This is a genomic window from Sinorhizobium prairiense (assembly GCF_029201645.2).
Taxonomy (GTDB): domain Bacteria; phylum Pseudomonadota; class Alphaproteobacteria; order Rhizobiales; family Rhizobiaceae; genus Sinorhizobium; species Sinorhizobium meliloti_A.
This window is the reverse complement of the sequence record NZ_CP104131.1, coordinates 733,536-754,680: the sequence shown is the minus strand read 5'-3', so window position 1 is coordinate 754,680 and position 21,145 is coordinate 733,536. Positions and strand designations below refer to the sequence as shown.

At 63.9% G+C, this 21,145-nt stretch carries 13 protein-coding genes and 4 pseudogenes; 14 read left to right on the top strand and 3 right to left on the bottom strand.

What is annotated here, in order from left to right; translation table 11 throughout:
• The first annotated feature begins 129 nt into the window (after nucleotides 1–129).
• The 3 genes and pseudogenes from N0Q91_RS06255 to N0Q91_RS06245 all read left to right on the top strand — a co-directional run bounded on the left by N0Q91_RS06255 (nucleotide 130) and on the right by N0Q91_RS06245 (nucleotide 2,581).
• Nucleotides 130–996: an ABC transporter permease gene (locus tag N0Q91_RS06255; protein ID WP_018095523.1), complete on the top strand. Its 867-nt coding sequence runs from the start codon at nucleotides 130–132 to the stop codon at nucleotides 994–996.
• Nucleotides 996–1,815: pseudogene (locus N0Q91_RS06250) on the top strand (ABC transporter permease). Before N0Q91_RS06255 ends, N0Q91_RS06250 begins: the two are co-directional and overlap by 1 nt.
• 4 nt (nucleotides 1,816–1,819) lie before the next feature.
• Nucleotides 1,820–2,581: an SDR family NAD(P)-dependent oxidoreductase gene (locus N0Q91_RS06245; RefSeq protein ID WP_100671753.1), complete on the top strand. Its 762-nt coding sequence runs from the start codon at nucleotides 1,820–1,822 to the stop codon at nucleotides 2,579–2,581.
• Nucleotides 2,582–2,672: 91 nt separating this feature from the next.
• Here the strand turns inward: N0Q91_RS06245 and N0Q91_RS06240 are convergent, their stop codons facing one another.
• Nucleotides 2,673–3,644, bottom strand: coding sequence for a GlxA family transcriptional regulator (locus N0Q91_RS06240; protein ID WP_275597610.1), 972 nt, complete (start codon nucleotides 3,642–3,644; stop codon nucleotides 2,673–2,675).
• A gap of 109 nt (nucleotides 3,645–3,753) precedes the next feature.
• Here N0Q91_RS06240 and bcoG point away from each other — a divergent pair, with 109 nt between their 5' ends.
• From bcoG to N0Q91_RS06195, 9 genes and pseudogenes are all read left to right on the top strand, one after another.
• Nucleotides 3,754–4,656: a 3-dehydrocarnitine:acetyl-CoA trimethylamine transferase BcoG gene (gene bcoG / locus N0Q91_RS06235; RefSeq protein WP_018095527.1), complete on the top strand. Its 903-nt coding sequence runs from the start codon at nucleotides 3,754–3,756 to the stop codon at nucleotides 4,654–4,656.
• A 138-nt stretch (nucleotides 4,657–4,794) separates the two neighbouring features.
• Nucleotides 4,795–6,285 carry a carnitine 3-dehydrogenase gene (locus N0Q91_RS06230; protein ID WP_275597609.1) on the top strand — a complete coding sequence of 497 codons (1,491 nt, stop codon included), beginning with the start codon at nucleotides 4,795–4,797 and terminating at the stop codon, nucleotides 6,283–6,285.
• Between the two features lie 185 nt (nucleotides 6,286–6,470).
• Complete coding sequence (locus N0Q91_RS06225) at nucleotides 6,471–7,631, top strand: acyl-CoA dehydrogenase family protein (protein WP_127711286.1); 1,161 nt, start codon at nucleotides 6,471–6,473, stop codon at nucleotides 7,629–7,631.
• A 77-nt stretch (nucleotides 7,632–7,708) separates the two neighbouring features.
• Entirely contained in the window at nucleotides 7,709–9,772 is a 2,064-nt protein-coding gene (locus N0Q91_RS06220) for an acetate--CoA ligase family protein (protein ID WP_275597608.1), read from the top strand.
• 5 nt (nucleotides 9,773–9,777) lie between these two features.
• Complete coding sequence (locus N0Q91_RS06215) at nucleotides 9,778–10,560, top strand: carnitinyl-CoA dehydratase (RefSeq protein WP_275597607.1); 783 nt, start codon at nucleotides 9,778–9,780, stop codon at nucleotides 10,558–10,560.
• A 339-nt stretch (nucleotides 10,561–10,899) separates the two neighbouring features.
• Nucleotides 10,900–12,490: pseudogene (locus N0Q91_RS06210) on the top strand (ABC transporter substrate-binding protein).
• Nucleotides 12,475–13,598 (top strand): annotated as a pseudogene (locus N0Q91_RS06205) (ABC transporter permease). The pseudogenes N0Q91_RS06210 and N0Q91_RS06205 overlap by 16 nt, the downstream one beginning before the upstream one ends.
• A complete protein-coding gene (locus tag N0Q91_RS06200; RefSeq protein WP_100671758.1) occupies nucleotides 13,595–14,422 on the top strand; it encodes an ABC transporter permease in 828 nt (275 codons plus the stop codon). Before N0Q91_RS06205 ends, N0Q91_RS06200 begins: the two are co-directional and overlap by 4 nt.
• Nucleotides 14,415–16,047 (top strand): annotated as a pseudogene (locus N0Q91_RS06195) (ABC transporter ATP-binding protein). Before N0Q91_RS06200 ends, N0Q91_RS06195 begins: the two are co-directional and overlap by 8 nt.
• A gap of 29 nt (nucleotides 16,048–16,076) precedes the next feature.
• Here N0Q91_RS06195 and N0Q91_RS06190 read toward each other — a convergent pair.
• Nucleotides 16,077–16,871, bottom strand: coding sequence for a helix-turn-helix domain-containing protein (locus N0Q91_RS06190; protein ID WP_100671976.1), 795 nt, complete (start codon nucleotides 16,869–16,871; stop codon nucleotides 16,077–16,079).
• 123 nt (nucleotides 16,872–16,994) lie between these two features.
• Between N0Q91_RS06190 and N0Q91_RS06185 the strand changes: the two genes are divergently transcribed.
• Both N0Q91_RS06185 and N0Q91_RS06180 read left to right on the top strand, forming a co-directional pair.
• Nucleotides 16,995–18,584, top strand: coding sequence for an ABC transporter substrate-binding protein (locus tag N0Q91_RS06185; RefSeq protein WP_275597606.1), 1,590 nt, complete (start codon nucleotides 16,995–16,997; stop codon nucleotides 18,582–18,584).
• A 79-nt stretch (nucleotides 18,585–18,663) separates the two neighbouring features.
• The gene (locus N0Q91_RS06180) at nucleotides 18,664–20,661 is read left to right on the top strand and encodes a CocE/NonD family hydrolase (RefSeq protein ID WP_275597605.1); all 1,998 of its coding nucleotides are present in this window, start codon (nucleotides 18,664–18,666) and stop codon (nucleotides 20,659–20,661) included.
• Between the two features lie 67 nt (nucleotides 20,662–20,728).
• Here the strand turns inward: N0Q91_RS06180 and N0Q91_RS06175 are convergent, their stop codons facing one another.
• Nucleotides 20,729–21,142 carry an ACT domain-containing protein gene (locus tag N0Q91_RS06175; RefSeq protein ID WP_127711298.1) on the bottom strand — a complete coding sequence of 138 codons (414 nt, stop codon included), beginning with the start codon at nucleotides 21,140–21,142 and terminating at the stop codon, nucleotides 20,729–20,731.
• Nucleotides 21,143–21,145 lie beyond the last annotated feature (3 nt).

The following is a 21,145-nucleotide window of genomic DNA, read 5'->3' as shown; positions in this document are numbered from 1 at the left end:
ATCCCGCTGCCGCGTCCTTCTCCCCGTTTAACGGGGAGAAGGACACAAGCCGCGACGTCCCTAACCTCTCCCCGCCTGCGGGGAGAGGTTAGGGTGAGGGGCAGTTTCATTCCAGTTCACGGACAAATCATGCAGGCAGCAACGAACACGAAGAGGAAACTGGTTACGGCGGCGCTGATTGCGCCGGCGGCCGCGTGGCTCACCGTCTTCCTGGTTCTCCCATTCATCGCCATGCTCGTCTTCGCCTTTGGCGAGCGGGCGCCTGAAGGCGGATACCAGCCGGCCTTCACCTTTGCGCAGTTCGCCAATCTGCCGACTCGCGCGGCCGCCTTCTGGAACACGCTGATGCTCGCCCCGGCCGGCGCCCTGCTCTGCCTCATCGTCGCCTATCCGGTCGCCTATTACCTCGCCGTCAAGGCAAATCCGCGCTACCGCCTCATACTCGTCTCGCTCGTCGTCGTTCCTTTCTGGACGAGCCTGCTCGTGCGTACCTATGCCTGGATGTACATCCTCGGCTCGCGCGGCATTCCCAATCTCCTGTCGATGATCGGCATCGAGGACGTCCGCATGCTGAATACGCCCGGCGCCGTGCTGCTCGGCATCGTCTACGGCTATCTGCCGCTGATGATCATGCCGATCTATGTGAGCCTGGAAAAGCTCGACCGCCGCCTGCTGGAGGCTTCGGCCGATCTTGGCGGCAAGCCGGTCTCCACCTTTCTCGGTGTCACTCTGCCGCTGTCGCTGCCGGGCGTCATGACGGGCGTCGCGCTCGTCACCATCCTGCTTCTCGGCGAGTATCTGATCCCGCAGCTGCTCGGCGGCGGCAAGGTCTTCTTCATCGGCAATGCGCTGGTCGATCTCTTCCTGCAGTCTCGGAACTGGCCCTTCGGATCGGCGATCGCCGTAACACTCGTCGCCGTTGTCGTCGTCGTGCTCATGGTGGCGATGCGAATCGCCTGGAAGGTCGCCGGAACAAGACAGGTGGATCTCGTCTGATGCGCGCCTTCATTTCCTCCGTCTATCTCTTCCTCTATGCGCCGATCGCGCTGGTCGTGCTCTTCTCGTTCAATGCCGGCCGTAATGCGAGCGAGTTCACGGGCTTTTCGCTCGCCTGGTACGGCAAGGCGCTCGGCAACACCTTTCTCGTCTCGGCGCTGCAGAACAGCCTGATCATCGCCTTCACCAGCGCCACGCTTGCCGCCGTCTTCGGCACCATGGCAGCGCTCGGCATGGAACGGCTTGGCTCTCGCATGCGCGCGCTCTTCGATGCTCTCTTCGCCGCGGCGATCGTCGTCCCGGGCGTCGTCATCGGCATCGCGACGCTGGTCGCACTCGTCGCTGTCTTCTCCTTCGTCAACCCGACGATCGCAGCCCTCTGGCCGGGCGATCAGCCGCCGCAACTGGGAACTCGGTTACGGCTCCATCATCGCCGCCCACGGGCTCTTCTCGATGGCGCTCGTCACCATGATCGTGAAGGCGCGCATCGCGAGCCTCGGCCGCGACATCGTCGAGGCGTCGGGCGACCTCTATGCGACGCCGCTCACCACTTTCCGGCTGATCGTGCTGCCGCAGATCCTGCCGTCGATCCTCGCGGGCTTTCTCCTCGCCTTCACCTTCTCCTTCGACGACTTCATCATCGCCTTCTTCGTCGCCGGCTCGAAGACGACCCTGCCGATCTATGTCTTCGCCTCGATCCGCCGCGGGGTGACGCCCGAAATCAACGCGATCGCGACCCTGGTCCTGGTCGCCTCGCTGTTCCTTATCCTGACCGCCCGCGTGCTCATGCGCGAAAAGAAAAGCAAATCCGGGGAGTGAAACCATGATCCTGAATGACCGGATCGCGATCGTGACCGGAGCGGGCTCCGGAATTGGCCGGGCGGGTGCCGCCATCATGGCCCGCGAAGGCGCCCATGTGGTCGTCGTCGACCGCAGCGTGGAAGCCGCGGGCGAAACAGTGGCGGCGATCGCCACCGGGGGCGGCAGCGCTGAAGCGCTCGCGGTCGACGTCACCGACGACGAAGCGCTTGCGGACGGCATCGCCGATGTCCTCTATCGGCACGGGCGGATCGACATACTGCACAATCACGCCGGCGCGCAGGTCGCCGGCGACCTGGAAAAGGTCGAGGTGGCGGGTTTCGACCGGTCCTGGAACCTCAACGTCCGCGCCCATTTCATGGCTGCACGCCTCGTCATGCCCTCGATGAAGGCGGCCGGTCGCGGCGTGATCGTGAACACGTCGTCTTCGTCCGGCGTCCTCTACGATCGTGAGATGATCGCCTATACGACGACGAAACACGCGGTCATCGCCATGACCCGGCAGATGGCGGGCGACTATGCGAAATACGGTGTCAGGGTGAACGCTCTCTGCCCCGGCTGGGTCGACACGCCCTTCAACGAACCCTTCATCGACCAGATGGGCGGGCGCGAGGCCATCGAAGCCTATATCCGCGAGAGGGTTCCGCTCGGGCGCTGGGCGAGCGTCGACGAGATCGCCGAGTCGATCCTCTTCCTTGTTTCCGACCGTTCCTCCTACATGACCGGACAGATCCTCGTGGTGGACGGGGGCGAGACGGTGGTCTGATCGCTGAATCATCTCTCGATGGATTGGCCGCAGACCTCTGATTCGACTCGCAAAACTCACCTTCGCTCAACTTCCGCCTGAAGCCGTTGAATCAGTTCTTCAGCTTGAGCCGCCGGCGCGTCTCGCTGGGGCTTTCGCGATAATGCGCGCGGTAGCTGCGCGAAAATGAAGATGACGAGTTGAAGCCGGAAATCGCCGCAATGTCGGCGAACTCCATCCGCGTTTCGATCACCTTGCGCCGCGCTGCGTTCAGCCGCAGCGCCAGATAGTGTTCGTGCGGCGCGACGCCCATGGTCTCCTTGAAGAGATCCTGAAGGTGCCGGGCGCTGACCCCCACGCGGCGCGCCAGCCGCGCGAGCGTCAGCGGAGCCTCGACCGTTTCTTCCATCAGCTTGACCGCGGCGCCGACGCGAGTCTCGAGAATGCGCATGTTGCCGATCGCGGGTACCTGCAGGAGGTCGCCGCGGGTGCGTTCCTGCTCGTAGATGAAGAGGCGCGACACTTCGAGCGCCAGCGAATAGCCGTGCGCGCGGCGGATCAGTTCCAGCATCAGGTCCAGCGTCGGCAGCGAGCCGCCGGTGGTGATGCGTTTTCGGTCGATGACGAAACGCTCGCGCACCATCGTCACCTGCGGATAGGCGGCGGCGAAATCCTCGAAATCCTCCCAATGGGTAGTGGCCGAGAAATTGTCGAGGAGGCTCGTCTCCGCCAGCAGCCAGGAGCCGGATTCGATTCCGGCCATCATCTCCCGGTGCCGCGCCGTCTGCGACAGGAGCATCTTGAGCTGCGAGGTGGCGCTGCGCTGCCAGTGGTAGCTGGAAAGCACGAAGAGCGGCGCCGTCTCGCGCTGCGGGCGGAAGGCGCCGGCCACCGGGACGGGAATGCCGCTCTTCGTCTCGATCGCCCTCCCGTCCGGACTGAACAGGCTCCAGCTGTAAAGCGTGCGCCCGGCGATGCGATTGGCGGCGCGCAACGGTTCGACAACCGATGCGACAAGGATGAGATTGGTCTCCGGCAAGATCAGAAGGTCGATATGCTGCGCCTGCGCGATGCTGCTGTCCACGACAAAACTTCCTCCAGAGAATTCCGATAATGTATAGAATGCTTCTCTTAATGAAAAGCAGCGCGGCACTTTCTGGCCCGTAATACGGGCAATGAAAGGGAGGACATCAATGCCGCTCAGCATGAACCGCGAGGTGTTCATCACATGCGCCGTCACCGGCGCCGGAGACACTGTCTCGAAATCCAGCCACGTTCCGGTCACGCCGAAACAGATCGCCGAATCGGCGATCGAGGCCGCCAAGGCGGGTGCCGCGGTCGTCCACTGTCACGTCCGCGATCCCGACACCGGCGCGCCTGCGCGGCGGCTCGACCTCTACAGGGAGGTGACCGACCGCATCCGCTCCGCCGACATCGATGTGGTGCTCAATCTGACCGCCGGCATGGGCGGAGACCTCGTCTTCGGTAACGTCGAGAGCCCCTTCCCCGTCAACGAGAAGGGCACGGACATGGCCGGCGCCACCGAACGCGTCGCGCATGTCGCCGAATGCCTGCCGGAAATCTGCACGCTCGACTGCGGCACGATGAATTTCTCGCTCGGCGATTACGTCATGACCAATACGCCGTCGATGCTGCGCGAGATGGCACGGCAGATGACCGCACTCGGCGTGCGTCCGGAGATCGAGGCCTTCGATACCGGCCATTTGTGGTTCGCCAAGCAACTCGCCGAAGAAGGCCTGATCGAGGATCCGGTGCTGATCCAGCTCTGCATGGGCATTCCGTGGGGCGCGCCGGACGATCTCAACACCTTCATGGCCATGGTCAACAACGTTCCCTCGAACTGGACCTTTTCCGCCTTCTCGATCGGCCGCAACGCCATGGCCTATCCCGCTGCCGCAATCCTTGCCGGCGGCAACGTCCGCGTCGGCCTGGAAGACAATCTCTATGTCGGCAAGGGCCAGCTGGCGACCAATGCCCAGCTCGTGGAGAAAGCGGTTTCCGTCGTCGAGAGCATGGGCGCGAAGATCATCGGTCCGGAAGAGGTCCGCAGGAAGCTGAAGCTGACGAAGCGGTAACAAGACCCCTCCCAACCCTCCCCACAAGGGGAGGACTTAACCTGCCGCGGCAGGCGCCACCTGTCCCTCCCCTTTGTGGGGAGGTCGGTCCCGAAGGGATCGGGAGCGGCTCTTACGACATTTTGAATGGAGAGGGGAATGACCACAATCACCAGGGCCGCCTGTATCGGCGGCGGCGTCATCGGCGGGGCCTGGGCTGCGCGTTTTGCGCTTGCAGGAATAGACGTCAACATCTTCGACCCGCATCCGGAAGCCGAGCGCATCATCGGCGAGGTCATGGCCAACGCGGAACGCGCCTATGGCATGCTGACCATGGCGCCGCTTCCGCCGCGCGGCAAATTCACCTTCTGCAAGAGCGTTCAGGAAGCAGTCGAGGACGTTGACTGGATTCAGGAAAGCGTGCCCGAACGGTTGCCGTTGAAGCGCGGCGTCATCAACGAGATCGATGCCGCCGCCCGGCCCGACGCCCTCATCGGCTCCTCCACTTCGGGCCTGCTCCCGTCCGACCTGCAGGCCGAGATGAAACACCCCGAACGCATGTTCGTGGCCCATCCCTATAACCCGGTCTATCTGCTGCCGCTGGTGGAGCTCGTCGGCGGCAAGAAGACGTCGCCGGAAACGATCAGGCGCGCCGAGGAAGCGGTTGCCGAGATCGGCATGAAGGGCGTCGTCATCGCCAAGGAGATAGAGGCCTTCGTCGGCGACCGCCTGCTCGAGGCGCTCTGGCGCGAAGCACTCTGGCTGATCCAGGACGACATCTGCGATACCGAGACGCTCGACGACGTCATGCGCTATTCCTTCGGCATGCGCTGGGCACAGATGGGTCTCTTCGAGACTTATCGCATCGCCGGCGGCGAAGCGGGCATGCGCCATTTCCTCGCACAGTTCGGCCCCTGCCTCAAATGGCCCTGGACGAAATTCACCGACGTGGTCGATCTCGACGACGCGCTCGTCGAGAAGATCGGGGCACAATCGGACGCGCAGGCCGCCGGTCGCTCCATCCGCGAACTCGAACGCATCCGGGACGAAAACCTCGTCGGCATCATGCATGCCTTGAAGGCCGGCGACGGCGGCAAAGGCTGGGGTGCCGGCAAGCTGCTCGCCGATTTCGAGAAGCGGCTTTGGGAAAAGGGCGGCAGTCCGTCGAAGAGCCTGGACGCGTCCGGGCCGCTGCGTCTGGTCGATACCAGGGTCAACGCCGCCTGGGTCGACTACAACGGCCACATGACAGAGCATCGATACTTACAGCTCTTCGGCGACACCTCGGACGCACTGCTCAAGTTGATCGGCGTCGACTTCGCCTATGTCGAGACCGGCCACAGCTATTACACGGTCGAGACCCACATCCGTCATCTCGGCGAAGCCAAGCTCGGACAGGCGCTCTATACGACCCTGCAGCTTCTTTCGTCGGACGAGAAGCGCATTCACTTCTTCACGCGCATTCACGATGCGGCGTCGGGCGACCTCATCGCCACCGCCGAACAGATGATGCTGCATGTCGACGCCAAGGCCGGCAAATCCGTGCCGGCACCGACGGAGGTGATGGCCAAGCTGAAGCCGATCGCGGAAGGTCATGCGAAGCTGGACGCGCCCGAGGGCGCGGGACGGCATGTGGGGCAGAGACGGTGATGGCGATGCTGGCGGGATAAGAGCCCCTCATCCGCCTGCCGGCACCTCTCCCCGTCCCAAGGACGTCCCGACGGGGAGAGGGATAGTCCTCGGATTATCCCGAGGAGAGGGGCACCGCCCGAGAGCCCGCAGCAGATCGTTGAGGAGCGATCTGCCGCGCGGACCAGAATTGACGAGGGAGAACAATGAATTTCGCACTGACCGAAGAACAGCAGATGATCGTGGACACGGTCCGCACCTTCGTCGAGACCGAGATCTATCCGCATGAGAACGAGGTCGAGCGGACCGGAGTGGTGCCGCGCGAACTCGGGCTGGAAATCGCCCGCAAATGCAAGGAACTCGGCTTCTTCGCCTGCAACTTCCCGGAAGAGGTCGGCGGCGCCGGCCTCGACCATCTGACCTTCACTCTGGTCGAGCGCGAGCTCGGCCGCGGGTCCATGGGCCTCACCGTCTTTTTCGGGCGGCCGTCCGGCATCCTGATGGCCTGCAACGAGGATCAGCGGGAGCGATACCTGCTCCCCGCCGTCCGCGGCGACAAGTTCGACGCGCTCGCCATGACCGAACCGGATGCCGGCTCGGACGTGCGCGGCATGAAATGCTTCGCACGGCAGGACGGCGACGACTGGATCGTCAACGGGACGAAGCACTTCATCAGCCATGCCGACATTGCCGATTTCGTCATCGTCTTCGTCGCCACCGGCGAGGAGCAGACGCCGCGCGGACCGAAGAAGAAGATCACCTGTTTCCTGGTCGATCGCGGCACCCCCGGCTTCGAAATCCGCGAGGGCTACAATTCCGTCTCGCATCGCGGCTATAAGAACTGCATCCTCACTTTCGACGACTGCCGGCTGCCTTCCGCCCAGATCCTCGGCGAGGCCCATAAGGGCTTCGATATTGCCAATGACTGGCTCTACGCCACGCGCCTGACCGTGGCGGCCACCTCCGTCGGCCGCGCCCGTCGCGCCTTCGATTACGCACTCTCCTACGCGGCCGAGCGCAAGCAGTTCGGCAAGCCGATCGGCGCCAACCAGGGAGTCTCCTTCAAGCTTGCCGACATGATCACCGAAATCGACGCGGCCGACCTTCTGACACTCTCGGCCGCCTGGCGGCTCGACCAGGGCCTGCCGTCCAACCGCGAGATCGCTTCGGCCAAGGTCTATGCCACCGAAATGCTCGCCCGCGTCACAGACGAGGCGATCCAGATCTATGGCGGCATGGGACTCATGGACGACCTGCCGCTCGCCCGCTTCTGGCGCGACGCCCGCGTCGAGCGTATCTGGGATGGGACGTCCGAGATCCAGCGACACATCATCAGCCGCGATCTGCTCCGGCCGCTGGGGGCTTGAGCGATGGGCGAGCTTCCGCAAATTACCCCCCTCTGCCCTGCCGGGCATCTCCCCCGCGCACTCCACGGGGGCGCGGCATGACCCCCACTCCCCGCTCCCTCGACCGTCTCATCCGCCCACGCTCCATCGCCGTCTTCGGCGGCAAGGAGGCGCGCCGCGTCATCGAACAATGCGACAAGATGGGCTTTGCCGGCGACATCTGGCCGGTCCACCCGCGCGAAGAAGAAATCCTCGGCCGCCGCTGCTACCGCTCGGTGTCCGAACTGCCGGGGGCGCCGGATGCCTCCTTCGTCGGGGTCAACCGCGCGCTCACGATCGAGATCATCTGCGATCTCGCCGCGCGCGGCGCCGGGGGTGCCGTCTGCTACGCCTCCGGTTTCCGCGAGGCGGCAAACGAGCTTGCCGACGGCAACGACCTGCAGGAGGCGCTCGTCGCGGCGGCCGGCGACATGCCGATCGTCGGGCCCAACTGCTACGGCTTCATCAACATGCTGGACGGCGCGCTGCTCTGGCCCGACCAGCACGGCATGCTTCGGGTCGAACGCGGCGTCGCGATCCTCACGCAATCTTCCAACATCGCCTGCAACATCTCCATGCAGAAGCGCGGGCTGCCGCTGGCCTATGTCATGACGGCCGGCAACCAGGCGCAGACGGGCCTTTCCGACATCGCCTGCGCCGTGCTCGAGGATCCGCGCGTCACCGCCGTCGGTCTCCATATCGAAGGCTTCGACAGCATCGAGGCTTTGGAAAGGCTTGCCGCCCGCGCACGCGAGCTGGGCAAACCCGTGGTCACGCTGAAGGTCGGGAAATCGGAAGCAGCCCAGCTTGCAACCGTCTCCCATACCGCCTCGCTAGCCGGCAACGACCGGGTCTCCTCGGCCCTGCTCGCCCGCCTCGGCATCGGCCGCGTCGATACGCTGCCCGAGTTGCTCGAAACCCTGAAGCTGCTGCATCTTCATGGGCCGCTGCCCAGCGCCGATATCTCCTCGATGAGCTGTTCGGGCGGCGAGGCATCGCTGATGGCGGATGCCGGCGTCCGGCGCAAAGTCAATTTCCGGGCACTCAGGGAGGAACAGCGCCAGCCGCTGCGCGAAAGCCTCGGCGAAATGGTGACGATCGCCAATCCGCTCGACTACCACACCTTCGTCTGGGGAAATCGCGAGAAGCAGACGGCCGCCTTCACGGCGATGATGCGCGGCGGCTATGCCCTCAACCTGATCGTGCTCGATTTCCCGCGGCTCGACCGATGCGACGCGGCCGACTGGGTCACGACCTGTGAGGCGATCATCGATGCGACGAAGGCTACCGGCGCGGTCGCCGGTATCGTTGCGAGCCTCGGCGAGAACATGCCCGAGGAAACCGCTCTCTCGCTGGTGTCGGCGGGCGTCGTGCCCTTCTTCGGCATCGACGAGGCACTCGCCGCCATCGAGACCGCCGCTGCGATCGGAGCGATATGGTCAAAGCCCGCAGCACCTCCCCTCCTCCGCTCGCGTACTGAGGGAGGCGAGATCGTCACCCTGAGCGAAGCCGAAGCGAAGGCTGAGCTCGCGGCAGCGGGCGTCATCGTTCCCGGTGGCAGGAGCGCCGCGACAGTCGAGGAAGCCGCAGCGGCGGCCGAGGCCCTCGGCTTCCCCGTGGTCCTCAAGGGCCTGGGCGTGGCGCACAAGACCGAAGCCGGTGCGGTCAAGGTCAATCTGACAAGCCGTCAGGAGGTCATCACGGCGGCGCGAGGCATGGCTGCGGTCGCCTCCGGTTACCTCGTCGAGAAGATGATCGCCAGGCCTGTGGCGGAGCTGATCGTCGGGGCGATGCGCGACGCGGTCGCAGGTCCGGTGCTGACGATCGGCGCGGGCGGAATTCTCGTCGAATTGCTGGAGGATTCCGCGATCCTCACGCTGCCGGTCACCGAAGAGATGATCCGCGATGCGATTGCGGGCCTGAAGATCGCCAAGCTGCTCGACGGCTATCGCGGCAATCCCAAGGGCGATATCGCCGCCTTGACAGGAACTGTCGCTGCCGCGGCATCCTATGTCGTTGCAAACGCTTCCAAACTCGAAGAACTCGATATCAATCCTATAATGGTGCTGCCGGACGGCCACGGAGCCGTTGCCGCCGACGCCCTGATCCGCCGGAGGAAATGACGCCCATGACCGGACCGATCCTTACGCGCCGCGAAGGCGGCATTCTCGAAGTCACGATCGACCGGCCGAAGGCCAACGCCATCGACCTGAAGACCAGCCGCGTCATGGGCGAAATCTTCCGCGATTTCCGGGACGACCCGGAGCTCAGGGTCGCGATCGTCACCGGCGCCGGCGAGAAATTCTTCTGCCCCGGCTGGGATCTGAAGGCGGCCGCGGAAGGCGATCCAGTCGATGGAGACTACGGCGTCGGCGGTTTCGGCGGGATGCAGGAACTGCGCGACCTCAACAAGCCCGTCATCGCGGCCGTCAACGGCATTTGTTGCGGTGGCGGCCTGGAGATCGCGCTTTCGACCGACATCATCCTCGCAGCCGAACATGCGAGTTTCGCACTCCCCGAAATCCGCTCGGGCACGCTCGCCGATGCCGCTTCGATCAAGCTGCCGAAGCGAATCCCCTACCATATCGCCATGGACATGCTGCTCACCGGCCGCTGGCTCGACGTGGTCGAAGCGAACCGCTGGGGCTTCGTCAACGAGATCCTGCCGGCCGGACGGCTGATGGACCGGGCCTGGGAACTGGCGCGCCTGCTCGAAAGCGGCCCGCCGCTCGTCTATGCCGCAATCAAGGAAGTGGTCCGCGATGCCGAGGGCCGGGACTTCCAGACGACCATGAACAAGGTCACCCGTCGCCAGTTCAGGACAGTCGATGTCCTCTATTCGAGCGAGGACCAGCTCGAGGGCGCCCGCGCCTTTGCGGAGAAGCGCGACCCGGTCTGGAAGGGACGCTGAGATACGCGGCCTCTTCGGCCGCGGACAGAGTGGAAGCCGGAGGATGCCGGCCTTCAGCGTGACGCGTCGCGAGCACCGGCGCGTGCGGCTGAGCAGTCTTTCCATAAGACATGCTTATGGAAAAGATTTATAATTTAGGACGTTACAAGCCACGTCCAAGCGTTTAGCCTTATGGATGAACAACGCGGATAACGCGCAAAGAGACGACAAGGAGGTCAGGATAGAGACGATCCCGGTGGACTGCAAACCACCTCCGGCCATCTCGACCGATGGCAAATACGCGAACACTCTACCAATCACAACGAACGGCGAATGCCGGCTGAAGAAGGGAACAGGGGAATGAGCGATTACAAAGACTATTTGGCACGTCAGGTCATGCTCGGCAAAATGAACCGGCGTGAATTTCTCGGACGCGCCGCCGCCCTCGGCATTGCCGTGTCTACGGCGAATACGCTCTTCGCGTCCAGCGCCGCGGCGCAGGAGCCGAAGCGCGGCGGTCACCTGAAGCTCGGCCTCGAAGGGGCAGCCGCCACCGATTCGCGGGATCCCGCAAAGGCGCTGTCGCAATTCATGTTCGTGGTCGGCCGGAACTGGGGCGACATGCTCGTCGAGAGCCACCCGACGACCGGCGAACCGGTGCCGGCGCTTGCAGAATCCTGGGAACCCTCCGCCGACGCCGCCACCTGGACCTTCACGATCCGCAAGGGCGTCAAATTCCACGACGGCAAGGAACTGACGATCGACGACGTCATCAAGACCCTGCAGCGACACACGGACGAAAAGTCCGAGTCCGGCGCGCTCGGCGTGATGAAATCAATCAAGGAAATCAAGGCCGACGGCGACAAGCTCGTCTTGACGCTGACGGAGGGCAATGCGGACCTGCCGCTGCTGCTGACCGATTATCACCTCATCATCCAGCCGAACGGCGGCACGGACAATCCCGACGCGATGATCGGGACCGGCCCCTGATAAGGTCGCAAGCTTCGAGCCGGGCGTGCGGGCCACATTCGAAAGAAATGCCGACGACTGGCGCACCGACCGCGGCTACGTCGATTCCGTCGAACTGATCGCGATGAACGACGCGACGGCGCGCATCGCGGCGCTGTCCTCGGGCCAGGTCCACTTCATCAACCGCGTCGACCCGAAGACGGTCAACCTGTTGAAGAAGGCGCCGACCGTCGAAATCCTCAACACGTCGGGCCGAGGACATTACGTCTTCATCATGCATTGCAACACGGCGCCGTTCGACAACAACGACCTTCGCATGGCGCTGAAATACGCGATGGATCGCGAGACGCTGGTACAGCGCATTCTTGGCGGCTACGGCAAGGTCGGCAACGACTTCCCGATCAACGACACCTATGCGCTCTTCCCCGAAGGTATCGAGCAACGCGCCTACGATCCGGACAAGGCGGCATTCCACTACAAGAAATCCGGCCATAGCGGTCCGGTGCTGCTGCGCACCTCGGACGTCGCTTTCCCGGGCGCGGTCGATGCCGCCGTCCTCTACCAGGCGAGCGCCAAGAAGGCGGGCATCGAGATCGAGGTCAAGCGCGAGCCGGGCGACGGCTATTGGTCCAACGTCTGGAACGTCCAACCCTTCTCGACATCCTATTGGGGCGGGCGTCCGACCCAGGATCAGATGTACTCCACCGCCTATCTCTCGACAGCCGACTGGAACGATACCCGCTTCAAGCGTCCGGATTTCGACAAGATCCTGCTCGAAGCACGTTCCGAGCTGGACGAAGCGAAGCGCAAGGACATGTACCGCACCATGGCGATGATGGTGCGCGACGAAGGCGGCCTGATCCTGCCGATGTTCAACGACTTCGTGAACGCGGCCGGCAAAACGGTGAAGGGCTACGTCCACGACATCGGCAACGACATGTCGAACGGCTATGTCGCGACCAGGGTATGGCTGGACGCCTGATGATGGAAAGCGGACCGATCACGGGTCCGGTCGTGACGGATGCGACCGCAGGCGAGACAGCCCTGCGGTCCCCCGATCTTTCCGGTGCCCCAGCCAAACCCGACCCGGCCGCCGACGAGCTCGGCGGCACGTTCTGGCGGCGCTTCGCCTTTCGCCGTCCTCTCGCGGCGCTGATCCTTCAGCGCCTGGGACTGAGCGTCGGCCTGCTCTTCGCCGTGTCGCTGATGATCTTCGGCGGCATCGAGGCGTTGCCCGGCGATTTCGCCACCACCTATCTCGGCCAGTCGGCGACGCCGCAGGCTGTCGAGAACATCCGCAAGGATCTCGGGCTCGACCGCCCCTGGAGCGAGCGCTATCTCAGCTGGCTCGGCGGCGCCGTGCAGGGTGATTTCGGCACGTCCTGGGCGAGCAGGAATTCCGTCAGCGAGCAGATCGGCAACCGCCTCGGCAACTCGCTCTTCCTGGCGTTCTTCGCGGCGCTTGTCTCCGTACCGCTGGCCGTGGGACTCGGGATGCTCGCGGTGCAATTCCGCAACCGCCTGCCTGACAAGATCATCAACGTGATATCGCTTGCGGCGATCTCGCTGCCGGAGTTCTTCATCGGTTATCTGCTGATCATGTTCTTCGCCGTCAAATGGGGGTCGCCACCTTCCCGGCCACCGTCTACGCCAGCATGGGCTTCATGGACCGCCTTTCGGCAATCGCACTTCCGGTCGCGACCCTCGTGCTCGTGGTCCTCGCCCATATGATGCGCATGACGCGCGCGGCCATCCTCAACGTCATGTCGTCGGCCTACGTGGAAACCGCTGAACTCAAGGGGCTCGGCACGTTCCGCATCATCGCACGGCACGCCGCCCCCAATGCCGTGGCCCCGGTGATCAACGTCATCGCGCTGAACCTTGCCTATCTGGTCGTCGGCGTCGTCGTGGTCGAGGTCGTCTTCGTTTATCCCGGCATGGGGCAATACATGGTGGATGCCGTGACGGTGCGCGACATGCCCGTCGTGCAGGCGTGCGGGCTGATCTTTGCGGCCTTCTACATCTTCCTCAACATGGCGGCCGACATTCTCGCCATTCTCGCCAATCCGAGACTGAGGCACCCGCGATGAACCTGAAATCCATTCCCTTCAGTGCCTGGATAGGCATCATCGGGATCGCGATCGCGCTTCTGTGCGCTCTCTTCGCGCCCGTTCTCGCGCCCTTCGGCGAGCGGGAAGTGGTCGGCGAGATCTGGCTCCCGGCCGGCGGCGATTTCCTGCTCGGCACGGACAATCTCGGCCGCGACCTGCTCTCGCGCCTGATCTACGGTGCCCGCACGACCATCTTCGTGGCGTTGGCGGCAACCGTGCTCTCCTTCGCTCTCGGCATGATCCTGAGCTTCACCGCAGCCGTCACCGGCGGCTTCGTCGATCAGTTCTTCTCCCGCTTCAACGATCTGATGATGGCGGTGCCGACGCTGATCTTCGCACTCGTCGTTCTCGCGGTGCTGCCGCAGCATCTGTGGATCCTGGTCCTCGTCATGGCCGTGCTCGACTCGACGCGCGTCTTCCGCATCGGCCGCGCCGTCGCCCTCGATGTCGCGGTGATGGAATTCGTCGAGGCTGCGCGGTTACGCGGCGAAGGCAATGTCTGGATCATCTTCCGGGAAATCCTGCCGAACACGCTGTCGCCGCTGCTCGCCGAGTTCGGTCTGCGCTTCGCCTTCTCGATCCTGTTCCTCTCCACCCTCTCCTTCCTCGGCCTCGGCATCCAGCCGCCGGCCGCCGACTGGGGCGGCATGGTCAAGGACAACAAGGATGGCATCATCTTCGGCATATCGGCCGCGCTCATCCCGGGCGGAGCGATCGCCGCCCTCGCCATTTGCGTCAATCTCGTCGTCGACTGGCTGATGAAGCGCACCTCGAGCCTGAAAGGAGGCCGCGGCGATGCCTGAGCTGCTTTCCGTCAAGAACCTGAAGATCGAAGCGACGAGCTATCCGCCGGGCGAACCGCCGAAGGTGGTGACGCTGGTCGAGGGCGTTTCCTTCGATCTCGAAAAAGGCAAGGTGCTCGGTCTCATCGGCGAGTCCGGTGCCGGCAAGTCGACCATCGGCCTTTCGGCGCTCGCCTATGGCCGCGGCGGGGTGAGGATCACCGGCGGTGAGGTGCTGCTCAACGGCCGCGACATCCTGAAGCTCGGCCGCAGCGGCATCAACGCGGTTCGCGGGCGCAATGTCTGCTACGTCGCGCAGTCCGCCGCAGCCGCCTTCAACCCGGCGCACAAGCTCGGCGATCAGGTGATCGAGGCGTCGGTCCGTCACGGCGTCATGAGCCGTGAAGAGGCGACCAGGCGCGCGCTCTATCTTTTCGAGGTCCTCGGCCTTCCCAATCCGGAGACCTTCGGCGACCGCTATCCCCACCAGGTGTCGGGCGGACAGTTGCAGCGCGCCATGACCGCCATGGCTCTCTGCCCCAATCCGGAGCTGATCGTCTTCGACGAGCCGACCACGGCACTCGACGTGACGACCCAGATCGACGTGCTCGCGGCCATCAAGCACGCGATCGAAGAGACCGACACGGCGGCCCTCTACATCACCCACGATCTTGCAGTCGTCGCCCAGATCTCCGACGACATCATGGTGCTGCGTCACGGCAAGACCGTGGAATACGGCACCACGAAGCAGGTGATCGAGGCCCCGAGGGAAGAATACACCCGCGCCCTCGTCAGCGTCCGCCAGGAAAAACGCGTCGAGGCCCCGGACCAGACCGGAGCGCTTCTCAAGATCGAACATGTGCATGCCGGCTACGCCAACGGCTTCAAGGTGCTGCACGACGTCTCGATGCATCTGCCTAAGGGGCAGACGCTTGCAGTCGTCGGGGAGTTCCGGATCGGGCAAGTCGACGCTCGCACGCGTCATCACCGGCCTGCTGCCGCCGAGCGAAGGGCGCATCACCTTCGAAGGAAAGGAACTGCCGAAAGCCTTGAAGGGGCGAACCAACGACGAGCTTCGGCGGATCCAAATGATCTATCAGATGGCCGATACGGCGATGAATCCGCGCCAGACGGTGCGCGACATCGTCGGCCGGCCGCTCTCCTTCTACTTCGGAATGCATGGCGCCAAGAAGACCGAGCGGGTGAAGGAACTGCTCGATCAGATCGAAATGGGCACCCGCTTCCTCGATCGTTATCCGGCCGAGCTTTCCGGCGGACAGAAGCAGCGCGTCGCGATCGCCCGGGCGCTTGCCGCCCAACCGGAACTCATCCTTTGCGACGAGCCGACCTCGGCGCTCGATCCGCTGGTGGCGGAGGGCATTCTGAACCTGCTTCTGAAGCTGCAGGAGGAAACCGCCGTTTCCTACGTCTTCATCACCCATGACATCGCGATCGTCCGGGCAATCGCCGACAGCGTCGCCGTAATGCATCGCGGCCGGCTGGTGCGCTTCGGTCCGAAGTCTAAGGTCCTTTCGCCGCCCTTCGACGACTATACCGATCTGCTTTTGAAGTCGGTTCCCGAAATGGAAATCGGCTGGCTGGAAAAGGTCCTGCAGACGCGACGGATGGAGAGCGCCGGCAATTGAATGCGCGTGGCGGCCGCCACGCGCACTCGTCAGTATTCTGCGGGAATGGTCAGCACTTCGGCCTCCGGCGTCTCCAGGAAGCGCCGGACCGCAGAAGGCAGATGCCGCGACCCGAAAGGAAGCAACCCGCAGCGCGAAAGCATCTGGCGCTTGTCCGGATCCAGCCCTATATGCCGCCAGATCATCCGCGAGGCGTAGGGCAGGTTCTCCTTGCGCCACGAGACCCCCATCGTGGTGCCGCGCAGATAGACCCGCTGGTGCACCTCGAAGGGCATCAGGATCGTCTGCGCCAGCATCGACGCCTGCCCCACGGTGCGCTCGGCTATGAAGATGCGGTTTCGCCAGAAGGTGACGAGGCCGACATATTTCGAGAACTGTTCGATTTCGTTCGCCTTGTCGCGAATGCGCTCGATCGATTTCACCCGGATCGAGCCGCCTTCCTCATAGATATGCGCGCAGGAACAGACCACGAAGCCGGGCCAGGAGAGCGAAAGGTGATAGGTCTGGTAGTAGCCGAAATGGTGGCGAAGGGCTGCGGCATCGCCCGGGAACCCTTCGAGGAGCTGACCCGCTTCCAGCCGGTGCCGCTCGGGGCGGGTCATGCGCGCCTCGAACAGCTTGGGTGAGAGCGAAAAATCCTCGGCCGCAAGTCCGAAGAACGCGGCAATCCGTTGCACGTTGTGCGCCGAGGGGTGCGCCTCACCGTTGATGTAGCGGTTGAACTGCTGACGGTTGATGCCGATCTCGCGGCAGATCTGGGAGATCGAGCGCCGCGTCGCACAGGCAAAACGCAGATTTGTTACGAATGTGTCGTCCGGCTGCAAGTGCTCCACCCCTCGAATTGCAGCCAGCGTAAACTAGCGAAAAATCGCGTCAAGTCGCGAAATTGTCTGGGGCCTGCCAGGCGTTAGGTTTCTCTCGAACAAAACACACAAGGGGAACTGGAAATGACCGACTTCACGAAGCGTCCCGACGGCCTCATCGTACCGGCCGGCATCAACCGGCGCGGCTTCCTCGCAGGCACGGCAGCGCTCGGCCTCGCCGCCGGCATCGGGAGCTCCATCGGCTTGGGCGAGGCACGGGCGCAGGAGCCCAAACGCGGCGGCCACCTGAAGCTCGGTCTCGACGGCGGAGCGACGACCGATTCGCTCGATCCGGCAACCTATAGCGGTTCGGTATCTTTCGTGATCGGCCATCTCTGGGGCGACACGCTGGTCGAGTTCCATCCCGAGACCGGCGCTCCGCTGCCTGCGATCGCCTCCTCCTGGGAGTCGTCGGCGGATGCTTCGGTCTGGACGTTCAAGATCCGGAACGACATCGCTTTCCACGACGGCAAGAAACTCACCGTCGCAGACGTGATCGCAACGTTGAAGCGGCATTCCGACGAAGGCTCCAAGTCGGGAGCGCTCGGGCTGATGCGGTCCGTCAAGACGATCGAGGAAAAAGCCGGCGACCTCGTCCTGACGCTGACGGAAGGCAATGCGGACCTGCCCCTCCTGTTGACCGACTATCATCTCATCATCCAGCCCGGCGGCGGCGTCGACAACCCCGCCTCGCCGATCGGCACCGGCCCCTACAAGCTGGCAAGCTACGAGGCCGGCATCCGGGCAACCTTCGAGAAGAACACCGCCGACTGGCGTTCGGACCGCGGCTATGTCGACAGCGTCGAGATCATCGTCATGAACGACAACACGGCCCGCATTGCGGCGCTTTCATCCGGGCAGGTGCATTTCATCAACGGCGTCGATCCGAAGACCGTGCCGCTGCTGAAGCGTGCGCCCCGCGTCGAGATCCTGCAGACCTCGGGCAAGGGCTTCTACAGCTTCCTCATGCATTGCGACACGGCCCCCTTCGACAACAACGACCTGAGGCTCGCGCTGAAATATGCCATAGATCGGCAGGCTATTCTCGACCGTGTGCTCGGCGGCTACGGCACGCTCGGCAACGATTATCCGGTCAACGAAAACTACGCGCTGGCACCTGAAGGCATCGAGCAGCGCGCCTACGACCCCGACAAGGCCGCCTTCCATTACAAGAAGTCCGGCCACGACCGGCCGATCCTGCTGCGCACCTCCGATGCCGCCTTCCCGGGTGCGGTCGATGCTTCCGTCCTCTTCCAGGAAAGCGCCCGCAAGGCCGGGATCGAAATCGAAGTACGCCGGGAGCCGGAAGACGGCTACTGGACCAATGTCTGGAACGTCCAGCCCTTCTGCGCTTCCTACTGGGGCGGTCGCCCGACGCAGGATTCCCGCTATTCCACGTCCTATCTGTCGAGTGCGGAATGGAACGACACGCGGTTCAACCGGGAGGACTTCGACAAGCTTCTCCTGCAGGCGCGCTCCGAACTTGACGAAGCCAAGCGCAAGGAGCTCTACCACACCATGGCACTCATGGTGCGGGACGAAGGCGGTCTCATCCTGCCCGTCTTCAACGATTATGTGAACGCCGCCTCCGCTTCGCTGAAAGGCTTCGTGCACGACATCGGCAACGACCTTTCCAACGGCTACGTCGGAAGCCGCGTCTGGTTCGACAGCTAAAGTGCAATGAGCAGGCGCAGGTGGTTTTCCGCCTGCGCCTCGCGTCTCAACAGTCACGCACCGATCGGAGGCAGCCAACATGGTCGAGCGCAATTTCACCGTGATCGAAAACGAATGGATAACCCTCAAGGACGGGACCCGGCTCGCCGCGCGCATCTGGATGCCCGAGGGCACCGAGCAGAAGCCGGTGCCGGCCGTCCTGGAATACCTGCCCTACCGCAAGCGCGACGGAACCTGTGCACGCGACGAATCCACCTACCCTGCCTTCGCGGCCGCCGGGATTGCCGGCGTTCGCGTCGACATCCGCGGCTCGGGCGAGTCCGAGGGCGTGATCGACGGCGAATATACGCCGCGTGAACTCTCCGACGGCTGCGAGATCATCGAATGGATTGCGGCACAGCCCTGGTCGAACGGCAAGGTCGGGATGATGGGCATCTCCTGGGGCGGCTTCAACTGTCTGCAGGTGGCGGCACTCAAGCCGCCGGCTCTCAAGGCGGTGATCTCGATCGCCTCGACCGTCGACCGCTACAATGACGACATCCACTACAAGAACGGCTGCCATCTCTCGGCTCAACTCTCCTGGGCGGCAACCATGCTCGCCTACCAGTCTCGATCGCCCGATCCGGAACTCGTCGGCGAGCGCTGGCGGGAGATGTGGCTGGAGCGCCTCGAGAACGAGCCCTTCTTCCTGGAGGAATGGCTGGAGCACCAGCGCCGCGACGATTTCTGGCGGCATGGCTCGATCTCGGAGGATTTCGACGGCTTTCCGATCCCGGCGCTGGTGATCGCCGGATGGGCGGACGGCTACCGCAACACGCCGATCAAGGCGGTCGAGGGGCTCGGCGGCAAGGCCAAGGCGCTCATCGGCCCCTGGGTCCACAAATATCCGCATTTCGCCTGGCCGAAGCCGCGAGCAGACTTTCTCGGAGAGGCGATCCGCTGGTGGAACCGCTGGCTTCGCGACGAAAAGAACGATGCCGAGCAATTGCCGCAGATGCGCGCCTATATCCTCGACGGCCCGAGGCCTGCGGTCAGGCGCAATGAAGACCCGGGCCGCTGGATCGCCAAGGACCGCTGGAGCACGCCGGAAATGCGGACCTTCGCGGTTTCGAGCGAGGGAGGCCTGGCGGCCGGTTCCCCGTCCAGGCGCGGGATCGGCGATGTTTACCTGCGTTCGCCGCTCGATACCGGCACCGCTGCCGGTGAGTATTTCACGCTGAAGCCCGACGCCGAGATGCCCGGCGACCAGCGCATCGACGATGCGGGCTCGCTCACTTTCGACACGCGCCCGCTGCTCGAGGCAGAGGACTATCTCGGCCAGCCGGTGCTCGACCTCGAGCTTTCCTGCAGTGCCGAAACCGCCAATCTCGTCGCGCGTATCGTCGATGTCCATCCGGACGGAACGGCAACCCGCGTCGCCTTCGGCGTCCTCAACCTGGCGCACCGCAACGGCAATGCCAGGCCGGTGCCATTGGAGAAGAACCGCAAGACGCGCGTCACGCTGGTGCTCGATGCCTGCGGCTATCGCTTCCGCAACGGTCACCGCATACGCCTGTCGCTGTCGACCTCCTATTGGCCGATCATCCTGCCGTCGCCGACCGATCCGGGCGTCACGATCGATACGGCCAGCGTCTCGCTTTCCCTGCCGCTTCTCGGCGACCATCGCGAGATCGTCGTGCCGCAGCCGGCCAATCCCGACCCGTTGCCGCACTATATCGAGCATTCGCCGTCCGAAACGCGCCGCACCGTCGAACGCGACATGACCAAGGGCCTGACGCATTATCGGATCTACGAGAATACCGGCCTCGTCGAGCATCCCGGCACGGGCAATGCGACGCAGGACATCCGCGAAGAAACCTGGACGATCGCGCCGGACGATCCACACTCGATGACGGGCGCTTCGACCTGGACCTGTATTGCGCGGCGTGGGCAGCAATCGCTGAAGACCGTCTCGACCTCCCGCCTCGGCTGTACGCAAAGCGAGTGGATCACCTCCGCCAGGGTTGAGGCTTTCGAGGGAGAGACGAAGATCTTCGAGAAGAGCTTCGAAAAGCGGATCCGGCGGGATTTCATGTGAGGCTCGGCGCGACTGCCCCTCGTCCCGCTACCCGCGACCTGTCGGGGGGAGTGAGCCAGGGGCAATTTCATCGGGCGCTCGCGTTTCCGTGGCTGAGCGCCCGCAACACTTGGACGGCTCTTTCTGCATCTGCCGTGGGCACGAAAATGTGGTCGTGGTAATAGGCCGCGACGACATTGGCGCTGATGCCCGCCTGCGTCAGTGCGCCTGAAACCGCCGCCGTCAGCCCCACGGCTTCGAGTGCGGAATGGACGCCCAGCGTAATCAGCCGCAGCACCGGTCCATAGGAAAGTCCCGCCGCCTCGGCACGGGTCTGCTCGAGGATGAGCGTAATCCCCTCATTTTCGCGAAAGGTTCCGATCGGCTCAAGCGCGAACCAGGCCGCAGCACGACTTTCAACCGTGCAATAGACATATTCGCCGTCACGTAGCACCGGCTCCAATTCTGCAAGCAGCCGCTGGAGATCGGTCTCGCCGCTCATCGC